The following is a 19637-nucleotide window of genomic DNA, read 5'->3' as shown; positions in this document are numbered from 1 at the left end:
AACAAAACTTATCACAACTTATGAAAAAAATAATCTTTCAATTGAGCCTTATATTGGCTTTTGTATTTCTTATGACTCCAATTTTTTCTCAAAATTTTCTTTATAAAAGGGAAATAAAAGGAATAGAAAATAGCAAACAGACAGAGTGGTACAAGATAAAATTACCTGTTGAAGTTGTAGAGAAAGCAAATACTGATTTTTCTGATATTCGTATTTTTGGCGTTTCAGATTCAGATACTTTAGAGTCTCCTTTTTTATCTAAAAAAATACGACAGAGGTTTGAAAATAAGCAAATTGATTTCAAAGTTATTAACTCTTCTAAGAAAAACAATGCTTATTTTTTTACGCTAGAAAAAAATACAAAAATAGAAGAAGCTGTTAATCTTATCAAACTAAATTTTGATAATACTAATTTTGATTGGAGAATAACTTTAGAAGGAAGCCAAAATCAAAACGAATGGTTCGAAATAGTGAATGATTATAGAATTATTTCTATTCAAAATGATTTTACAGCCTATGATTTCACAAAACTTGTTTTTCCAAACTCAAAATATAAGTATTATAGAATAAAAGTTACAGATAAATCTGAAAGTCAAAGTGATAATTCATTTAAAAATAATGCTCCAAAACTAAACTCGGCAATCTTATTTTCTCAAAAAATAATAGAAGGAGACTTTAAAGATGTCAAAACCGTTTCTCAAAATATAGAGATTGACAAGAACAAGAAACAAACTATCATTGATTTAAAACTAGCTTATGCTATTCCTGTTGATTTTATTTCTTTAGAAGTAAAAAATGATTTTGATTATTACAGAAAAATTCAATTTAGATATTTGAAGGATAGCACAAAGACAGAAAAAGGAGTATTTTATAATTTTATTACACTTCATACAAGTACGCTCTCATCGATAGAAAAAGAAAATGGGGTTTCAAACTTCTTCATAAATCCTAGTTCAAGTTCTAATATAAAATCTAGTCATTATCAAATCATTATTGATAATCAAGATAATCAGGCGTTGGATATTGAAAAAGTAAAATTGAAAAGTTATACAGATTACCTTTTTGCTAGAGTAAGTCCTAGCGACAAAACGACGAATTATTTTTTGATGTATGGAGATGAAAATCTATCAAAACCTAACTATGATATTATTCGTTTTGAAAATACAATTCCTACTGATGTAACCTTGTTAGAATTAGATTCAGAGCAAAAAATACCACAAAAAGAAGTAGAGAAAGTAATACCACTTTTCGAAAACTCGTTTTGGTTGTGGGGCATTATGGGAGCAATCATTTTGATTTTGACAGTTATGACTTTCAAGATGATGAAAAAACAATAGTTTTTTTACTTTTGTTGCTCGTGAAGGCACGAGCAACGGTAGTAATGGTAAAGTTAATTTTTAAAACAAAAATTATATTAATAATACAATCAACAGCATCCTACTATTTTTATAGAGCAACATTATATTTGTAGAAAAAATAAAAAAAACTCCGTTGCTCGTGTCTCACGAGCGACACATAATTATTATGGAAAAAACACTTAATAAAGTAGTCAATTCATCGGTCATTACCTTTGATTTGGAAGATTTATACCCAGAAGGCGAACGAATTACATATGATTTGAAAGATAATCTTTTTCAAGAATTAATTCTGAAAGAAAAAGATTTCAGAGCGTTTGTCAAAAATCACGATTGGACACAATATGAAGGCAAACTTGTAAATATAATTTGTTCCGTTGATGCTATTGTTCCGATGTGGGCATTTATGGTTGTAATTTCGAACATTCAACCTTTTGCAAAAAAAGTAATCATAGGAACAAGCGAAGAGCTAGAAAGTGAGCTTTACCGAGATATTTTCAACTCTTTTGATTGGAAGCAATTCGAAAACTCAAAAGTAGTTATCAAAGGCTGTAGCAAAGTCCAGATTCCAAATTATGTATATGGAGAAGTTACTCGCAAACTTGCACCAATTGCAAAACTAATTATGTTTGGAGAAGCCTGTAGTAGCGTTCCTGTTTATAAGAAACCTAAAAATTAATCACAAATATTTCATTTTTTTAATTATAAATTTCAATTTTTATTATGACACATTTCAAAGGAAAAGTAGTTTATCAAGATTTAGAAGGTGGTTTTTGGGGAATTGTTGCTGATGATGGCACAGAGTACAAGCCTGAAAATTTAGCTGCAGAGTTTCAAAAAGAAGGACTGAAAGTAGAAGTAAAAGGCGAAGAATCAATGGGATTCGGAATCTTTATGTGGGGAACAGGAATTACTATCAAAGAATGTAAAAAAGTATAGATAACTCATATTCATTTTTATAGGAAAATCTCTAAAATTCTGATTGCCTTTAAAAAAAGGAAGCAAAAAAGATTGTAGTGTTGAAATTATTACACAAAACACAAATTTTTGCTTCCTTTTTTATGTTATTTTGAAAAAACTTAATTATTCACTTAAAAGCTTTTCTACAAAATTAGTAGTTTTTTCTACATAATTATCATAATATTCTCCTGTTCCTTTTCCAGAAAAACCAGTATGTATTTTTCTTACTTTTCCTGTTTTATCTATAAAAATTGTTGTTGGAAAAGACATCACATGATTAAGCATAGGTAATGTTTGTGCTGCAAATTGTTTGTCTGCACGTCCAGCAAAAAGAATTTCATAATTTACATCAAGTCGTTTTTTCATTCTTTCTAACCTTGTTTTTGCATCTTCAAAGTCTTCAGTTTGCTCATAAGCAAGTCCAATTATTTCTAATCCTTTTGGGTTATAAGTAGAATATAACTCTGTTAGAAAATTAGTTTCGTCCATACAGTTTGGACACCAAGAGCCTAAAAGTTGTACAATTTTTACTTTTCCATCATATTTTGGGTTATCTAATGAAATTGATTGTCCTTCTAAGTTTGGAAACTCAAAAGCTATTGTTTCATATCCTTCTTTCAAATAAGTAAGTGTATCAGCTTTTGGTAGTGTAAAGTTTGGATTACGAGTAGAAATAAAATCAACAGGTTGTCCTTTTCCAGACCAAAACTTTCCTTTTAATGTGTTTTCATCTTCTGCCTTTGCTACAAACAAAAATGCATGAGAGCCATCAAAGCAAGATAAATATAGAGAATCATCAGAAACACTTCCAAAAAGATAACGATAATCTCCTGTTGCTGTCAAAAATGTTCCTTTCAAATTTCCTTTTACATCTGAGGTTTCTATCTTTTCAAAGACTCCTAGAGCTGCACTAGAATCTCCTTGAGATAAAAAATAGGTTTCCCATTTTCCACTCAAATCAAATTTGGGTTTCTGATTTGCTTCAAAACGAGTTTTTGTATTTGGAGTAGCTGAAAAATCTAATGAACTAGAGTTAGTAAAACTTCTACGATTCCATTTTCCAGTTAGTTTTTGAGTAGCTGCATTCCATTCTGCCACTATTTCACCTTCAAAAATATGCATCGGAATTGTAAATGTATTTCCTTCTTTAGTTACATTATCCAACAGAATTTTTTCCTCACCATTGATAAGCGTAAAAGTTGGAATTGTATCATTTTGATTTAGATAATTGACTTCAAAATTGAAGGGCAAAACTGCGCCTTCTTGTTGCTGCAAAGTTGCACGCCAAATTCCGTTCGGAAGTTTCATATCATTATTTTTTTTAGAATCACAACTACTGAAAATAAAAGTAGAAGCCAAAAGGAGAGTAATAGAGAATAGAGAAAGTATTTTTTGCATAGCTTAGGTAAATATAGAGGTTTGTCAGAATAAGATTAAAAAAACAGAGAACTGCCTTTCAATAAAAAGCAGTTCTATCTATTTTCTTATTATACATTCGGTTTTTAGGATAAGAATGCATAAAATTTTGCACAAGTGTAAAAGTGTACAAGCTACAAATATCGTAAATTTTAAGATATAATTTATTTATAATGCCATTTTATAGAGAAGTTATTATTTTGCGCCTATCTCGCTTCATCAAAATGTTACTATTTATAGGTAAAGATAATTTGGTTTCTTGAAAAAATAAGCAAAACAACCTAGCTGTTATTGATGTTTTAGGGTAGCGACGCCAAAAAAATATACAATAAGAGTTTCTAAAGCTATTTTTCTACTAATTCAAATAAAGCTGACTCAACAGTCAGTCCAGGACCAAAGGCTAGAGAAGGGATAAGTTGATTATTTTTGAGTTGATACTTTTCTTTATTGTGTAAAAGCTCTTTCAAGACAAAAAGAACAGTTACAGAAGACATATTTCCATATTCTTCCCAAATTTTGAAGGGAACATCTAGTTTTGATTTGTTCATTGCAAGTTTTTTGGCAAGAGTGTCTAGAATCTTTTTTCCCCCTGGATGAACAGCCCATTGAGAAATAGCATCTGAATTTCTATTAATATCTAATCCTGTCATTAAGTTATCTAAAATACCTTCAATTTCTTCGCCCAAAATATCAGCCACATAAGAAGACAAGCGCATCTCAAAACCTGTATCTCTAATATACCACGCCATATCTCGTTTTCCTTTCGGAACAAGATCGCAATAAAAGTTTTTCAAAAATAAATTTGTATTATTTTCTTTTGGCTTAGATTCTACCAAAACAGCAGCAGCACCGTCAGCAAAAATAGAATTGGCAAGTAAATTATCGTCATCAGATTGCTTTTGGAAGTGAAGAGTACAGAGTTCTACCCCTACAATCAATACTTTTGCATCAAATGCCTTACAAAAAGCATCAGCTACTTTTAGAGCGTTGAAGGAAGCATAACAACCCATAAAATTAATTGCAGTTCTCTGTACAGAAGAATTAAGACCTAAATTTTCTAATAATTCAATATCAATTCCGGGGGCAAACATTCCTGTACAACTAACTGTGATAAGATGCGTGATTTCTTTTTCTCTTCCCTCTATAATTGGCTTTGCAGCTTCCATTCCTAATTTCGTAGCCCATTTTTCATACATTTTCATTCGTTCAGAAGTGGTAGGAAATGGTTCTAAATCTTCAGAGTTGGGGTAAAAATCAAAATTTTCTTTTTTTGTATAATCTTCTAAAACAGTATGACGGTTCTTTATTCCTGTTGCACGTTGTAATATTCTAATTTTTCGCTTTTCGTCTTTACTTTTTCCCATAAAATGAGCTGAAAAGTCAGCACTTTGTTCTTGAGAAATTGTAAAAGGAGGATTTGCAGTATTGATAGCAGTAATATAACTCATTAAAATAGGGAAAGATAAAATTAAGCAGATAGTAAAGATAGAAGCTAAAAAAAATAACTACCTTTTTGCAAAGATAGTTAAAGAAAAAATATAGATTTAAGATTTTTAAATGAATACGAAAGGCTATCGAATTAATACTGTCCAGTATTAAGCATAACTAACGTACAAGCAACCTCTACTTCAATTCCTTCTGCTCTAGCTTTTTTCATAAGTTCTGGATTTTCAGTTCCAGGATTAAAAATAATTCTTTTTGGCTTTGTTTGAAGAATATAGTTATACCATTCTGGTTGATTTCTGACACCAACATAGAGTGTAATTGTATCAATATCAGTATGAATGGGTAGGCTTTTATTTTCTAATTGCTGTTCAATTTCTTGCCCAAAAAGTTCTCCTTTTTTTATTCCAACAGGAACGATATCGTGATTTCTATTAGTTAATCTTTCTGCTGCTAAATAAGCATAACGAGTAGGGTTTGGCGTTGCGCCAAGAATAAGTGTTTTTTTATTTTCCATAAAAGTAATATAAGGTTAAAAAATGAGTTGAATTGACTTTTTGACATAAAACTATACCTTAAAAATCAATTCAACTAGTATTTTGTTCTGAATTTTCTATTATAATTTTTCCATCAATTTTCCTTTAAGACGTTGAAACTCATCTTCTGTCAAGATTCCTTTATCTCTCAAACTAGCAAGTTGTCGAAGTTCTGCCAAAGCATTAGCAGATTCTTTAGCTGACTGATAGGAAGCAGAAGATTTATTAACTGCACTATTTGGTGGAGTATCCTCTGTCTTTGGAGCTTTTTTAGCAGAGTGTTTACTTGGGTTTGCTTGATGAGGAGGTTCTTCTTGATTAGAAGTAAAGGTAGTTTTTTGCTTTGTGTCTTGCTTATTTTGTGTTTGAAATTTCTCATCTACCACTTCTTCAAAGTCCATTACTTCTTCAAAATCAAAATCTTTTTCATTTTCTTGTTTTACTTCCTCGCCCGAAAACTCGGCATAAGCTGCCTTTGCACGTTTTTCTACTTCATCTTTCATTTGTTTGGCAAAGTCTCTTCCTTTAATCAGCTGTTCGTCATAAAACCCTCTTACTGCTTCTGTATCAAAGTCTTCTAAATCTCCTCCTTCTCTAAAATGTTTGGCAAACGTTTTTCCTGCTGCATAAGTAGAAGCCCCTGACAAAACAGCCATTCCGACACCACCTGCAATACTTCCCCACCCAGGAATAAGTTTTAAGGCCTGCGCTCCCAGTTTTGACAAAACCCCACCTGAAAGCGTTCCGAGCCACGATTCTATATTTGCATTATTGGCTTCTACATCATTTATTTCTGCCAATCTCCTAACCATATCAGCCTGTATGACCGTAACGGCAATCATATCAGCCAAAGGAATGGGAATCAGAGAAGCTGCCATTGCCCAAATGACAGAGTTTTCGATGACTTTATCAGCACGTTCGTTGTCGTCATCAAGACGCATTTTGTCTTTTAATTTATAAAGAAGATAGTCCCACATAGGTAATTTTTGGTTTTATTTTTTCAAGATATTGCCTCTCAAAACTAGAAGCAAGAGTAATTTTATTTAATAACTAAAACTAATGATAGCTACTTGGTTATACACAGTACGTAAATAGACGAAATATAGTTTGATTTATAGCTTTTATTAACGCTAAGATACTCAAATGGTTCTATTTGAAAAACGAATTTATAGGATTAATTTTTACGAATTAATTATTTAGCAATTCAGCTCATATTTGGCAGTAATTTATTCACTTTAAGTTTATTCAAAGATAATGTTTATTATTTCCTTCTTAAAATGCAAAATTGCATCTTGCACCTAGAAAGTCAAAAGGTCTTTTTCTTGGTATTTCATTTCTATTTTATTTAGCTCATTTATTCTAAAACAGCATTTGATTATGAACAGAGAAAATTTTGAAGAATTATTAGAACAAGCAGCTTACTTTTTTCAATCTTCTAAACACGATGTAGTATATTCTGCACCAGACGGTAAATTTTATCGTGAGAAAGATTTGTATAGAATCGAAACTAAATTTGGTGCTGCCAGTCTTATCAAAATTCATAGACACGAAACATTATCTTATATAGAAGAAACACTCTATTTTTAAATAGTTAAGTAGTGTTATTAAAGTGTTTATTTCGAAACTTATCTAACAAAAGATACTTTTGAGTGTTATTAGTGTATAGAATGACAGCATCTTTTGCTTTGATGAGAATTAGTAATTGGGGCAAGATTTAGTCATTTCATTTTTTAATTTATAACTCATTTTTAAAAGAACATTATTTTTATGGAAACTGCTATGATAGAGCTTAACCGAATCGCTTTAGACAAAGAAAAATCGGCAAAAACAGTCAAACACCTCAACGAAATTCTTTCAAATTATCAAGTATTTTATCAAAACCTAAGAGGTTTTCATTGGAATTTATTGGGTCATCATTTCTTTTCTCTTCATGTAAAATTTGAAGAATTATATAATGAGGCGCAATTAAATATTGATGAAATTGCTGAACGAATCCTTACTTTAGGACATACACCATTACATACTTATGAAGATTATTTAAATGAGTCTTCAGTAAAAGTACACAAAAATATTAGTGATGAGGTAAAATCAGTAGAATCAATCATACAAGATTATTCCATCATTATTCAGAAAGAACGTGAAACTCTTCCTATTGCAGATGATGCAAATGATGAAGGTACAACAGATATGTTAGCAGGATTTATCAAGACACAAGAAAAGACAGTTTGGATGCTTTCTGCATGGTTGGGAAGTAATAGTAAATAAGAAATTTCTAAACTTATAAAATCAAAACACACCTCAAAACTATGTTTGAGGTGTGTTTTTTGTTGCTGTACATTTCGTATAAAAATTGCTTATAATAGCCTATAATTATAGTTAATTTTGCAATAAATAAATCAAATTAAAATTTATAAAATTCAATGTTCATGAAACTGTCAATAAAACTCATTTTTCTTTCTTTACTTTTAGTTTTTTCTTTTTCTTCTTGTACTTCTCTTTTTGGCTCAAAGAAGGATACTTCAGATAACTCTGCTAAAGCAGGAGAACATAGCGAAACTGGAATTGCATCTTATTATAATGATAAATACGAGGGGAGACCAACAGCGAGTGGCGAAAAATTCAGACAAAAATTAATGACAGCTGCACACAGAACATTACCTTTTGGTACAATGGTAACTGTTACTAATCTGAAAAATGGAAAGAAAATTAGAGTCAGAATAAATGATAGAGGACCTTTTAAGAAGGGGAGAATAATTGATGTTACACGAAAAGGAGCTGAACAATTAGACTTTGTCCGTGATGGATTAACTAAGGTGAAAATAGAGTATGATTTGTAAGTTATAGAAAACAAAGACATAAAAAAAGCTATTTACTAAGAAAGTAAATAGCTTTTTTTGTGAAAATATTATTGTTACATCAATAATTTTATATTTTAATTTCTAGTCAAAATAAATGAATCATTTTGAGCATTTATAATGACAATTTTATCATCTGAAAATGTAGTAATCTCAAATTTATTTCTAGTAGTTGGTTCAGCTACAAATTTTCCACCTGTATTAGATTCATAAAGACCACCCAAATATAAATATAATGTACCACTTACACTACTATCTATATTCCAATCTCCTTTTGTTGCACCTCTAGTGAAGGCTTCATCAGGAGCTATTTGATATGTTCCATCTTTGTATAATTCTAATTTATAATCAACATTTTGTTCGTTGAGTGAGGTCATATCCCAATTACCAGCTACTCTGAGCATATATTCGCTTCCATCTACTGGGTCGACTGGATAGACTACTGTATCTTGAAAGTTTGAATTGGCAATCTTTGAAACATCTGATGATTCAACTGACTCCTCCGTAGCTATTTCTCTTCTTGTCTCTTCTACTTGCTCTCTTGCACAGCTAGATAAACTACCTACTATTATAGTGGCTGAAAGAATAAATTTGATTGTATTTGATTTGAATGGGGTAAACATATTGAGTTAAAAAGTTTAGGTTAAAAAATAAGCTCTAATTCATAGAACTATATACATAATTACAAAGTGATAAAAATAAATTATTTCAATAAGATGAAATAATACACTTATTATGTATTATATACTATTATAACGGAAGTAAATCAATTTTTGTTTCAAAAAATACGTGTTTTTGCTTTTTTTTGTAAAAAAAGTTAAACAAAAAAAGCATATAATCTAGTTAGACTATATGCTTTTAAAAGACAACTAAGCAGAATCTTCAATATTATTTAGTTAGAATGATTATCTCCTCCTAAGCTATAATAATTGTTTTCTTCGTCTTCCGAACCAATACTTTCTTGTTGATTGTCTAGCTCAGCACCAGGAACATCAATAGTCTCTCCTTCGAAGTTTGATTCTGCATTATGCAGAGGAACTTCCTTATGAAGCTTATTACTATCATTCGGTGTAGGAATTCCTTTATCTACTATCAAATCTTTGTTGTTATCAATGTTAGTTACTTTTTTGCCTTGATTATAAATATCTTCTTTTGGGTCATAATCAAATTTATCTTTGAAAAATTCTTGTGATGAATCAGTATTTTTGTCTTGTTTCTTATCTGGAGTATTCATAAAAATAAAATTTTTAGATTAAAAAATGGAAAGTGTAATCCATTTTATTGGATTATTATCTTTCTTTGTTTTATAAACAAGAAACACTACTTAAATGTTGGGAATAATTTAAAAGAAATAATTTTCCACTAAAAAATAGATTGTTCAATAAAAGTTAAACAAAAATATTTCAATCTATTTTTTATCTATCGACTTCCCCTAAGTTAATATCTAATGAACCAACAATAGCAATTAAATCAGAAAGTAGTGTGTTTTGAGCTAGATAAGGCAAAACAGAAAGATTACAAAATGAAGGCGCACGAACCTTCAAACGAAAAGGAATATCTCCCTTTTTATGTTTTGGGTTTTGTCTAAAGAAAAAGCCAAGTTCGCCTTTCGGACTTTCTCCTCTAAAATAAAAATCAGTTTTAGGTGGCTTTATGCGTTTTGGTACGAGGGCTTGTGGGTCAAATTCTCGTGTTCGTTTATGTTCTTTTTTGAGTTTTTTAAGGCATTGTTCGATTATCTTTGAAGACTCTCTGCACTCTTGAAAGCGCACGAAATTTCTATCCCAACAGTCGCCAGTTGTTCCCATTTTTCCTTCTCCAATTGGAATGTCAAATTCTACTTCTCCATAAATAGAATAGTTATCTACTTTTCTCAAATCCCACTTTAGTCCCGAAGCTCTAAGCATTGCACCCGTAACACCATAATTGATAGCTGTTTGCAATGGCAAAACACCGATATTTGCTGTTCTTGAAACAAAAATTTTATTATTGATAAGTAATTTCTCTAACTCATCTAATTTTGGTTTTAAATGACTGACATATTCGCTACATTTTTCTTCAAAACCTAAAGGTAAGTCATAATATAATCCACCAATCCAAATATAATTATATAAAAGTCGTGCGCCACTTACCCATTCCAATAATCTCAAAATATACTCTCGTTCTTTCATTAGCCATAAAAAAGGCGTAGTTGCTCCCACATCAACAGCGTATGTTCCGATAGCAACAAAATGAGATGCAATTCGATTGAGTTCTGCTACCAAAACACGAATATATTCTACTCGTTTGGGTATTTTTTCTGTTATTCCTAGCATTTTTTCTACCCCCAACGCATAAATATGTTCCGAGTTCATTGATGCAACATAATCCATTCTATCTACATAGGGAATTATTTGAGCATAATTCAAACTTTCAGCATGTTTTTCAAAACAGCGATGCAAGTAACCAATATGAGGAACAGCTTCTCTAACAACTTCGCCATCTGTAATAACTTCCAAACGTAAAACTCCGTGCATGGCAGGATGTTGAGGGCCTAAATTGAAAAGCATTTCTTCGCTTTTGAGAGTATCAGAGTTGTATTTTGTTGGTTCAGATTGCTGGTGGAATGACATAGTAGCGATTACGAATTAAAAAATACAGATTACGAATTTAATATTAATGACTTATGTCTCAACAACTAACAGCTTAACTAATTTCTATTTTATTATGAAAAAGTGTGAAATTGAGAATCAAAAATAAATTGTATTTGGTGAGTTTAGTTGTTATTTTTACAAAAATATGTAATCAAGTTTAATAAATAGAATTTAGATTAGTTTTTTATAGAGTTTGATAATTATTAGAAGACATTTAATGCATCATAAATGATACTTTTTGTAGCTGCCATTTTGTTTGGAATTGGAATTTTGATTGTTTTGACACGCAAAAATGCAATGCTTGTTTTGATGGGAATTGAACTAATGCTTACAGCTTCAATGATTAATTTTGTTGTTTTTTCTAAAAATATGGAAGCACATTTATTTGTCCTTTTAATCATTGTAGTGGCTGCTGCCGAAATTACGATTGCACTGGCTTTAATTCTGAAAATATATAAATATTTTGGACAAATCGAAATAGATAAAATTGTAGAAAAGGAATAGTAAATCAAGAAAACGAAAAATACAATGACAAATCAATTCATAGAAAAAATAGAAAAAAGTTTAGAGAAGAATACGTTTATCAAAATTACTTTATCAAATTTTATTTCAAGTCAAGAAAAATCTACACTCAAAAAAGTCTTAATTCGAAAGACGATTATCAAACGAGAAGAAAAACTAACTTTTGTTTATCGTCATAAGACAAATGACATTACTAAGAACTATTCTATCAAAGAAGGAGTAAATAAAGTTATAACACTTCTCACAAAAGAAAGTAATAATCAAAACCACGAAGGATTTTTTAATCAAGCTATTTTATTTACAACAGCGTTTGATTTACATCTCAAAAACATAAGTAAAAATCCAGCCATTCATTCGCAAAAGCCAACTCAAAAACAAACTCTTTCTACTTCACATGACAAGCAAAAAAAACGAGCTATCCAAACGAAAGATCAAAAAGGAAACTCAAAAAACTATCTTCAAGCTCTCAAAATAACAGACAACACAGGAAGAGTATATGCAAATGCACAAGACAAATACAAACAAATAAATCAATATATAGAAATTTTGAGTGTTTTGTTGAAGCAATTACCAACAGAGAAAGAGTTACAAATTATAGACATGGGAGCAGGAAAAGGTTATCTGACTTTTGCTTTGTACGATTATTTAAAAAATATTTTGAAACTCAAAGTAAGTGCAGTTGGTGTAGAGTTTAGAAAAGATTTAGTAGAGTTGTGTACTACTATTGCCGAAAAATCAGATTTTGGAAGCCTTAGTTTTGTAGAAGGAACAATAGAAAATTATAAAATAAAAGAAGAAGATATAGAGCAGAAAACACAGATTTTGATTGCCTTACATGCTTGTGATACAGCAACTGATGATGCAATTTTTAAGGGGATTGAAGCTGATGCAGAGCTGATAGTCGTTGCGCCTTGTTGTCATAAACAAATTCGTAGGGAAATAGAAAATGCTTTTAAATCAGATAAAAAGACCGAAAATGAACTTTCTCCACTCACAAATTACGGTATTTTCTTAGAACGACAAGCCGAAATGCTGACCGATACAATGCGCTGTTTGCTTCTAAACTATTGTGGTTATCAAACTAAAGCAGTAGAATTTATTTCTGATGCACACACCCCAAAAAATGTCTTACTTATTGCCACCAAAAAAGAGAGTTTTTTAGAGGAAAATAGAAAAACTGAAAAGTTAAAAGAGTTTGAAGCCTTAAAATCATTTTTCGGAATAAAAACTCATTTCTTAGAAAGTTTGCTATTGAAATAACATTCTTGAATGTTGCATAAAAACAAACCTATAATCTTAAAAAAATATAGGTTCAAGCCTTTGTTGGTGTTTTAGCGTAGCGACACCAACAAATAAATGTATAAAACCTGTTCTTAAACAACTTCTTTGTAAAATAGAACACTTTATTGTAAATTCGTTCTAAATTTCATAACTTCTCATTCAATATCTAGTTAATAGATAGCTGAAGAACAAAAATACTATAAAAGAGTAACTCATTTTTTATAAAAGAGCGTTACTTTTGAAAATATAAACCAAACAAATGGACAAACTCTCATACCTTTCCAATGCCGAAAACTCCTATATCGAAGGATTGTATCAAGATTATCAAAAAGATAGCAGTTCTGTAGATGAAAGTTGGCAACGATTTTTTGAAGGCTTTGAATTTTCAATGACTGATTATGATACCGAGACTGGAGAAGTTACCAAAACAAATAAAAATGGTAAATCTTCAAACGGCACAGCAAACCAAAATAGTTTTGCAGATTCCCTTCCTGCTGGTCTTGATGAAGACAAACTAAAACAAGAAATTTCTGTTAAAAAGTTAATTGATGGCTATCGTTTGCGTGGACACTTACAAGCCAAAACAAACCCTGTTCGTCCTCGTAGAGACAGACATGCACGTTTGAAGCTAGAGGATTTTGGCTTTTCAGAGGCTGATTTAAGTAAAAAATTTAGAGCAGGTAACGAAATTGGAATTGGAGAAGCTACACTTCAAGAAATCATTGATAGATTAAAAATGATTTATGAGAGTGGAATAGGTTTTGAATTTATGTCTATTCGTGAGCCAGACGTAAAATATTGGTTCAGAAAAAAAGTAGAAGTAGATTATCCAAAATTCAAATTAGATAATAAGCAAAAAGAACGTATTTTACAGAAACTCAATGAAGCTTCTGTATTCGAAAACTTCTTGCATACAAAATATTTAGGACAAAAACGCTTTTCCTTAGAAGGTGGAGAATCTACAATCCCTGCCCTTGATGCTATCATCAACGAAGGCGCAAGATTAGGTGTAGAAGAAGTAGTTATCGGAATGGCACACCGTGGTCGTCTCAATGTGCTTGTTAATATTATGGGCAAAACCTATGCTCAAGTATTCAACGAATTTGAAGGAAATGTTTCTGACGAACTTTTAGGTTTGGGAGATGGTGATGTAAAATACCACATGGGTTATTCTTCACAAGTAGAAACTCCAAACGGAGAAAAAGTATATCTACGTCTTGCACCAAATCCTTCTCACTTAGAAGCTGTTGCGCCAGTCGTTCAAGGTTATACTCGTGCTAAACTTGACTTTTTACATGGGAGAGATAAGAAAAAAGCCTTACCAATTATTATACATGGAGATGCTGCTCTTGCAGGACAAGGAATTGTTTATGAAGTAGCACAAATGTCTGAATTAGAAGGCTATGAAGTAGGTGGAACAATTCATTTTGTTATCAATAATCAAGTTGGTTTTACGACAGATTTTTATGATGGTCGTTCTTCTAATTATTGTACAGATATTTCGCAACTTACCGAAACTCCAGAAATTCATGTCAATGGGGATGACCCAGAAGCCGTTGTTTTTGCTGTAAAATTAGCTACCGAATATCGTCAAAAATTCCATAAAGACGTTTATGTAGATATGGTTTGTTATCGTAAGTATGGACACAATGAAGCTGATGAGCCAAAATTTACGCAGCCACAACTTTATAATTTGATAGGAAAACACAAAAACCCTAGAAAATTATATATAGAGAAATTGACAGAAGAAGGAGAAATTACAAGCAAACTGGCGAAAGACATGGAAAAATCTTTCAAAAAAATGCTTCAAGAACGCTTAGATGATGTCAGACAAAAGCCACTTCCTTATGAATACCAAGAATTAGAACAGGCGTGGAAATCTATGCGACGTTCTGAAGCAGAAGATTTTGATGTTTCTCCAAAAACATCTATTACACAAGAGCATATTGATAAGGTAGGAAAAGCACTCATGACTATTCCAGAAGGCTTTACGCCACTAAAACAAATCAATAAGCTACTTTCTACTAGAGAAAAAATGTTTTTTGAAGATAAAGTTTTAGATTGGGCAGGTGCAGAGCTTTTGGCGTATGGTTCTACTATTTTGGATGGGCATACAGTTCGTTTCACAGGGCAAGATGTACGTAGAGGTACATTTTCGCATCGTCATGCTGTTTTGAGTGATGCAGAAACAAATGAAACTTATAATAACCTAAATCACCTAGGAGAAAATTTACCTTCTTTTGATATCTATAACTCCCTTCTTTCAGAATACGGAGTATTAGGTTTTGAGTTTGGTTATGCAATGGCAAATCCGAATGCGCTTACTATTTGGGAAGCTCAGTTTGGAGATTTTGCTAATGGAGCGCAGATTATGATTGACCAATTTATTACTAGTAGTGAAACAAAATGGCAACGTACAACAGGTTTAGTTCTTTTACTTCCTCACGGTTATGAAGGACAAGGACCTGAACACTCTAACGCTCGTCCTGAACGCTTTTTGCAGCTTTCAGCAGAATATAATATCATTGTTGCTAACGTAACAAAACCTGCAAACTTTTTCCATTTGATGCGTCGCCAACTTGCTTGGGATTTCCGTAAACCTTGTGTTTTGATGTCGCCAAAATCACTTTTAAGACATCCAAAAGTAGTTTCTCCAATGAAAGAATTTACAGATGGAAAGTTTGAAGAAGTCTATGGAGATGATTATGCAGATAAGAAAAAGGTAAAACGTGTTCTTCTTTGTTCTGGTAAAGTATATTATGATTTATTAGACAAACAAGAAAAAGAAGAGCGTAAAGATGTTGCAATTGTACGAGTAGAGCAACTTCACCCATTCCCTAAAAAACGTATTTATGAAGAAATTAATAAATATAAAAAGAATGTAGAAGTAGTTTGGGTACAAGAAGAACCTGAAAATATGGGAGCTTGGCTATTTGTTTTGAGAATGCTTTATAAAGAATGGGTAGAAGAAAAACGTCCTACTTTACGAGTAATTTCAAGAAAGGCAAGTGCTTCTCCAGCAACAGGCTATTCAAAAGTTCATGCTACTACGCAACAAGCTATCATTGATGAAGCTTTTGATGTGAAATAAAGTATAAAGTCAGACTTATAGAAGTAAATACTAAAGACCATTTTTTAAAAAAGAAAAATGGTCTTTTTTTTATAAAATTGCCCTATCTTAATATATTTTTGAGAGTAAAAACATAGGGTTGCATATTATTTTGAGCTTTTTGATAACGAAAATTTACATTCTTAGGCAAGTTCTATAACTGTTTATCAATCTCTAACAGATTTTATCATAGGAAAAATAATTAGTGCAATTGCGCCAATACAAACTGCAATTACCCCAACCCAATTATAATGAATTAGCTCTTTTGATGGAGTGTCAGCTTCGATAACAATAAAACCACCAACAACAGAAGCTATAGCTGAAGCAAGTTGTTGAACCGAAGAGTTTAAACTCATAAAACTAGCTCTTCGTTTGGCAGAAATTGCCATTGTAAGTTGCGTTTGAGCAGGAACTCTACGTCCACTTCCAAAAACAAAAAAGAAAGTGGTTACACAGAGAGCCAACCAAATAGGTGTATCTAAAATAATGTCTAGGTGAGTAAGCAGACCTACAGCAATGAATGAAATAGGAAGAATAATATTAAACATTTTCCTAGCTCCAAAACGATCGACGTAACGACCAAAAAAAGGAGAAGTGAAAATAGTAAAACCTCCTCCAGTCAAATAAATAAGTGTAATTTGTGCTTCTGTAAACCCAATATTACGAATCATATAAGGTGTAATAAATGGAATAATCATAAATTGTCCCAAAATGAGTGTAAAGGTAAGTAATAAAGCAAGACGAGCATTCTTAGAGTTTAGAAGTTCTAAAAGAGCTTCTTTACGTGTTTCTTTGTATCCACTTCCTTCATCATCTTTATTTTGTATGTCTATATGCTCACGTAATGAAGGGATATATTTAAAGGAAATAATCCAAATAACAAAACTCAATGCCCCCAAAAGCTGAAAAGGTGCGTGCCAGTCAAATTGTATGGCAAGATACAAACCTGTCGGAACGCCAATAACAGAGGCTATTGAAAAAGCCATCATAATTATTCCTACTGCTTTTCCTCGTTCTTCAGCTTCAAACAAATCACTGGCAATAGCTAGAACTAATGCACCAATTACACCACCAAAAAAACCTGCTATTCCCCTAAAAATCAAGAAAAAATAAAAATTAGGAACAAAAGAACACGCAAAAGTAGCTATTCCAAAGAAGGCATAAACAAATAAAAAAGCTATTCGTCTATCAAATTTATCCAAATAAACTGCTCCTAAAAGCCCTGCCACAAAAGCACAAGAAGAATAAGCAGAGACTAAAAGTGTGTATTCTTGAGGAGCAATTTCGAAGAGTTTCATAAGCCTATCACTCAAAGGCATAATTATCATGATGTCCATGATATGCGTAAAATTGGCTGCAGCAAGTAAAAATAGAATGAAGGATTTATTTTTCAAAGTATATATAAGGAACAATTACGAATTAAAAACTATGATTATCAATCAATTACAAAATTAAAAATGTCAATGTATTTAATTTCTACCTCCAAGACAGCTATAAAACTCTTGTAGGGATTATCAAAGTATAAAAACATGCTAACACAAAGTAGCCAATGTTAGTTTTCAAAGTTGAGGAGTTTTAAGAGAAAATCCTTTACGAACTACTTTTTCTTAGTTCATAAAGGATTCTATAAATTTTATCACACTATTATTGATGCCGTTGTTGGTGTTTTAGCAAAGCGACACCTACTTTCTTCTAACAACAATATTCCCCAAAACTAAAATATCCATTTTGGTACGTAAAAAACAATCTAATGCTTCCTGTGGCGTATTTACAATGGGTTCATTTTCATTAAAAGAAGTATTCAAAAGAACTGGAACGCCTGTTTGTTCTCTAAAAGTATCAATGAGTTTGTGATAACGTGGATTTGTAGATGCACTTACTGTCTGCAAACGACCTGTTCCATCAACATGAGTAACAGCAGGAATTATTTCATGCTTTTCCTTTTTAATAGGATAGACTTTTTCCATAAACGGAACTTTATCAGCACCTTCAAAATATTCTTCTACATGCTCTTCCAAAATAGAAGGAGCAAAAGGACGGAAACTCTCTCTTCGTTTTATTTTTTCATTCAATAATTCTTTAGCATCTTCACGACGTGGATCGACTAAAATTGAACGGTTACCCAATGCTCTAGGGCCAAATTCTGCGCTTCCTTGAAACCAACCAATTACACCAGCATCAAGAATAGCATCTGTAACTGTTTTGTATAATTCTTCATCACTCAAAACTGAATACTGAATATCTTTTGCTATTTCTTTCGTAGCTTTTTCATGTTTCAAGATTGTTTCTATTTCTGCATCTGAATAATTACTCCCTGTATAGGCATCCCAAATTGGTTCTATTCTAGGTTTTTTTAGTTCATGATTATATAAATATAAAGCTGAACCCAAAGCTGTTCCTGCATCATGTCCTGCACTTGGAACATAGACTTTTTTAAATGGAGTGTTTTCTAAAATTTTTCCGTTTGCTACTGAATTTTGAGCCACGCCACCAGCTACACACAAATTATCCAAACCTGTTTTTTTGTGCAGATGATTCAGAATATGAAAAATCGTTTCTTCTGTAATACGCTGAATAGAAGTGGCTAAATTGATATGGTGTTGCGTAAGAGGCTCGTCTTTAGTACGCATTTTTCCAAACTTTTCTTCTAAAAGCGGTGAAATAGGTGTATCTACATGAGGTTCTCCTCCTTCCCAAGACATCGTAACTCCGTCTTTATCGTGCCTAAAATAATCCAAATTAAGCTCAAAAAGTCCATTTGATTTGAATTTTATTATATCTCTAAATTGCTCTAAATAAACAGGGTCTCCATAAGGAGCAAGTCCCATCACTTTATATTCATCACCATATTTAGGAAAACCCAAATAACGAGTAAGTGTAGTATAAAATTCGCCTATCGAATGTGGATAATTAACTTGATCAAGAACAGTAATTTGGTTGCCTTTACCTGTTCCTGTCATGGTAGAAGTAAAATCTCCAAAAGCATCAATAGAAAGCAAAGCAGCTTCTTGAAAATCTGAAGGAAAAAAAGCACTTGCCAAATGACTACGGTGATGTTCTATATTTCTTACTTCTGCCTTTATTTTTTTCTCATCTATTTTAAATGCCTTTGCTAATTCTTGTTTTACTCCACCTATTTTTTTAGAGTTTTGAAGACGGCTTTTTATTGCATCATAACTAATCATTTTACTGGCAGCAAAAATAATTTTTTTATACAAATTGGATGAAGGATTACGAGAAATAGTAATATAATCTACCTCTTCAATAGAAATATTGGCTTCCTTCAAACAAAATTTAATGGCTTCTGTCGGAAATCCTGCCCAGTGTTTAATGCGTCTGATACGTTCTTCTTCTGTTGCAGCAATTAATTTTCCATCTTTGAGAATACAAGCAGAAGAATCGCCATGATAAGCATTAAGACCTAAAATATACATGTGTTGAATTGAATAGTTAGTGAATAGAAAAAAGTCTAAGGTTAAATAATCACTTCAAAATTAATCAAAACAATTAGAAAAACTTAGACATTT

At 31.7% G+C, this 19637-nt stretch carries 18 protein-coding genes; 9 read left to right on the top strand and 9 right to left on the bottom strand.

Translation table 11 applies throughout. The features are described from left to right. The first annotated feature begins 20 nt into the window (after window positions 1-20). The 3 genes from WAF17_RS02960 to WAF17_RS02950 all read left to right on the top strand — a co-directional run bounded on the left by WAF17_RS02960 (window position 21) and on the right by WAF17_RS02950 (window position 2294). Window positions 21-1337 (top strand): hypothetical protein, encoded by a 1317-nt coding sequence (locus WAF17_RS02960; protein WP_338766068.1) that lies wholly within the window; start codon window positions 21-23, stop codon window positions 1335-1337. 187 nt (window positions 1338-1524) lie between these two features. Next, window positions 1525-2034 (top strand): DUF2480 family protein, encoded by a 510-nt coding sequence (locus tag WAF17_RS02955; RefSeq protein ID WP_338766065.1) that lies wholly within the window; start codon window positions 1525-1527, stop codon window positions 2032-2034. A 44-nt stretch (window positions 2035-2078) separates the two neighbouring features. Continuing rightward, entirely contained in the window at window positions 2079-2294 is a 216-nt protein-coding gene (locus tag WAF17_RS02950) for a hypothetical protein (RefSeq protein ID WP_338766062.1), read from the top strand. Window positions 2295-2438: 144 nt separating this feature from the next. On the opposite strand, the gene WAF17_RS02945 is transcribed toward WAF17_RS02950, so the two are convergent. The 4 genes from WAF17_RS02945 to WAF17_RS02930 form a co-directional block, all read right to left on the bottom strand. Further along, window positions 2439-3713: a TlpA disulfide reductase family protein gene (locus WAF17_RS02945; protein ID WP_338766059.1), complete on the bottom strand. Its 1275-nt coding sequence runs from the start codon at window positions 3711-3713 to the stop codon at window positions 2439-2441. A 362-nt stretch (window positions 3714-4075) separates the two neighbouring features. Further along, window positions 4076-5179, bottom strand: a complete 1104-nt coding sequence (locus WAF17_RS02940; protein WP_338766056.1) for a type III polyketide synthase — start codon at window positions 5177-5179, stop codon at window positions 4076-4078. A gap of 131 nt (window positions 5180-5310) precedes the next feature. After that, the gene (locus tag WAF17_RS02935; RefSeq protein ID WP_338766054.1) at window positions 5311-5691 is read right to left on the bottom strand and encodes a CoA-binding protein; all 381 of its coding nucleotides are present in this window, start codon (window positions 5689-5691) and stop codon (window positions 5311-5313) included. 99 nt (window positions 5692-5790) lie between these two features. Continuing rightward, a complete protein-coding gene (locus WAF17_RS02930; protein WP_338766051.1) occupies window positions 5791-6687 on the bottom strand; it encodes a DUF697 domain-containing protein in 897 nt (298 codons plus the stop codon). 400 nt (window positions 6688-7087) lie between these two features. On the opposite strand from WAF17_RS02930, the gene WAF17_RS02925 reads away from it, so the two are divergent. The 3 genes from WAF17_RS02925 (at window position 7088) to WAF17_RS02915 (ending at window position 8547) form a co-directional block, all read left to right on the top strand. Beyond that, window positions 7088-7297, top strand: a complete 210-nt coding sequence (locus tag WAF17_RS02925) for a hypothetical protein (RefSeq protein ID WP_338766048.1) — start codon at window positions 7088-7090, stop codon at window positions 7295-7297. 180 nt (window positions 7298-7477) lie between these two features. Continuing rightward, on the top strand, window positions 7478-7975 hold the full coding sequence (locus WAF17_RS02920; protein WP_338766046.1) for a Dps family protein: 498 nt from the start codon (window positions 7478-7480) through the stop codon (window positions 7973-7975). Window positions 7976-8136: 161 nt separating this feature from the next. After that, window positions 8137-8547 (top strand): septal ring lytic transglycosylase RlpA family protein, encoded by a 411-nt coding sequence (locus WAF17_RS02915; protein WP_338766044.1) that lies wholly within the window; start codon window positions 8137-8139, stop codon window positions 8545-8547. A 95-nt stretch (window positions 8548-8642) separates the two neighbouring features. On the opposite strand, the gene WAF17_RS02910 is transcribed toward WAF17_RS02915, so the two are convergent. From WAF17_RS02910 to WAF17_RS02900, 3 genes are all read right to left on the bottom strand, one after another. After that, on the bottom strand, window positions 8643-9188 hold the full coding sequence (locus WAF17_RS02910; protein WP_338766041.1) for a hypothetical protein: 546 nt from the start codon (window positions 9186-9188) through the stop codon (window positions 8643-8645). A gap of 269 nt (window positions 9189-9457) precedes the next feature. Next, window positions 9458-9799 (bottom strand): hypothetical protein, encoded by a 342-nt coding sequence (locus WAF17_RS02905; protein ID WP_338766038.1) that lies wholly within the window; start codon window positions 9797-9799, stop codon window positions 9458-9460. A gap of 181 nt (window positions 9800-9980) precedes the next feature. After that, window positions 9981-11177, bottom strand: a complete 1197-nt coding sequence (locus WAF17_RS02900) for an NADH-quinone oxidoreductase subunit D (RefSeq protein ID WP_338766036.1) — start codon at window positions 11175-11177, stop codon at window positions 9981-9983. Between the two features lie 249 nt (window positions 11178-11426). Here WAF17_RS02900 and nuoK point away from each other — a divergent pair, with 249 nt between their 5' ends. The 3 genes from nuoK to WAF17_RS02885 all read left to right on the top strand — a co-directional run bounded on the left by nuoK (window position 11427) and on the right by WAF17_RS02885 (window position 16092). Then, window positions 11427-11702: an NADH-quinone oxidoreductase subunit NuoK gene (gene nuoK / locus WAF17_RS02895; protein WP_338766031.1), complete on the top strand. Its 276-nt coding sequence runs from the start codon at window positions 11427-11429 to the stop codon at window positions 11700-11702. 24 nt (window positions 11703-11726) lie between these two features. Then, window positions 11727-12980 carry an SAM-dependent methyltransferase gene (locus tag WAF17_RS02890; RefSeq protein WP_338766028.1) on the top strand — a complete coding sequence of 418 codons (1254 nt, stop codon included), beginning with the start codon at window positions 11727-11729 and terminating at the stop codon, window positions 12978-12980. Between the two features lie 280 nt (window positions 12981-13260). Beyond that, window positions 13261-16092 (top strand): 2-oxoglutarate dehydrogenase E1 component, encoded by a 2832-nt coding sequence (locus WAF17_RS02885; RefSeq protein ID WP_338766025.1) that lies wholly within the window; start codon window positions 13261-13263, stop codon window positions 16090-16092. A 185-nt stretch (window positions 16093-16277) separates the two neighbouring features. Here the strand turns inward: WAF17_RS02885 and WAF17_RS02880 are convergent, their stop codons facing one another. After that, window positions 16278-17504 carry an MFS transporter gene (locus WAF17_RS02880; RefSeq protein WP_338766022.1) on the bottom strand — a complete coding sequence of 409 codons (1227 nt, stop codon included), beginning with the start codon at window positions 17502-17504 and terminating at the stop codon, window positions 16278-16280. A gap of 288 nt (window positions 17505-17792) precedes the next feature. Continuing rightward, complete coding sequence (locus WAF17_RS02875) at window positions 17793-19544, bottom strand: carbamoyltransferase (RefSeq protein WP_338766019.1); 1752 nt, start codon at window positions 19542-19544, stop codon at window positions 17793-17795. Window positions 19545-19637: the final 93 nt, after the last annotated feature.

Origin of the sequence: Bernardetia sp. ABR2-2B, assembly GCF_037126435.1 — a bacterium.
In the GTDB taxonomy this organism is placed as follows: Bacteria; Bacteroidota; Bacteroidia; order Cytophagales; family Bernardetiaceae; genus Bernardetia.
Note: the sequence above shows the minus strand (reverse complement) of the source record. Positions and strands in the feature narration are given on the sequence as shown.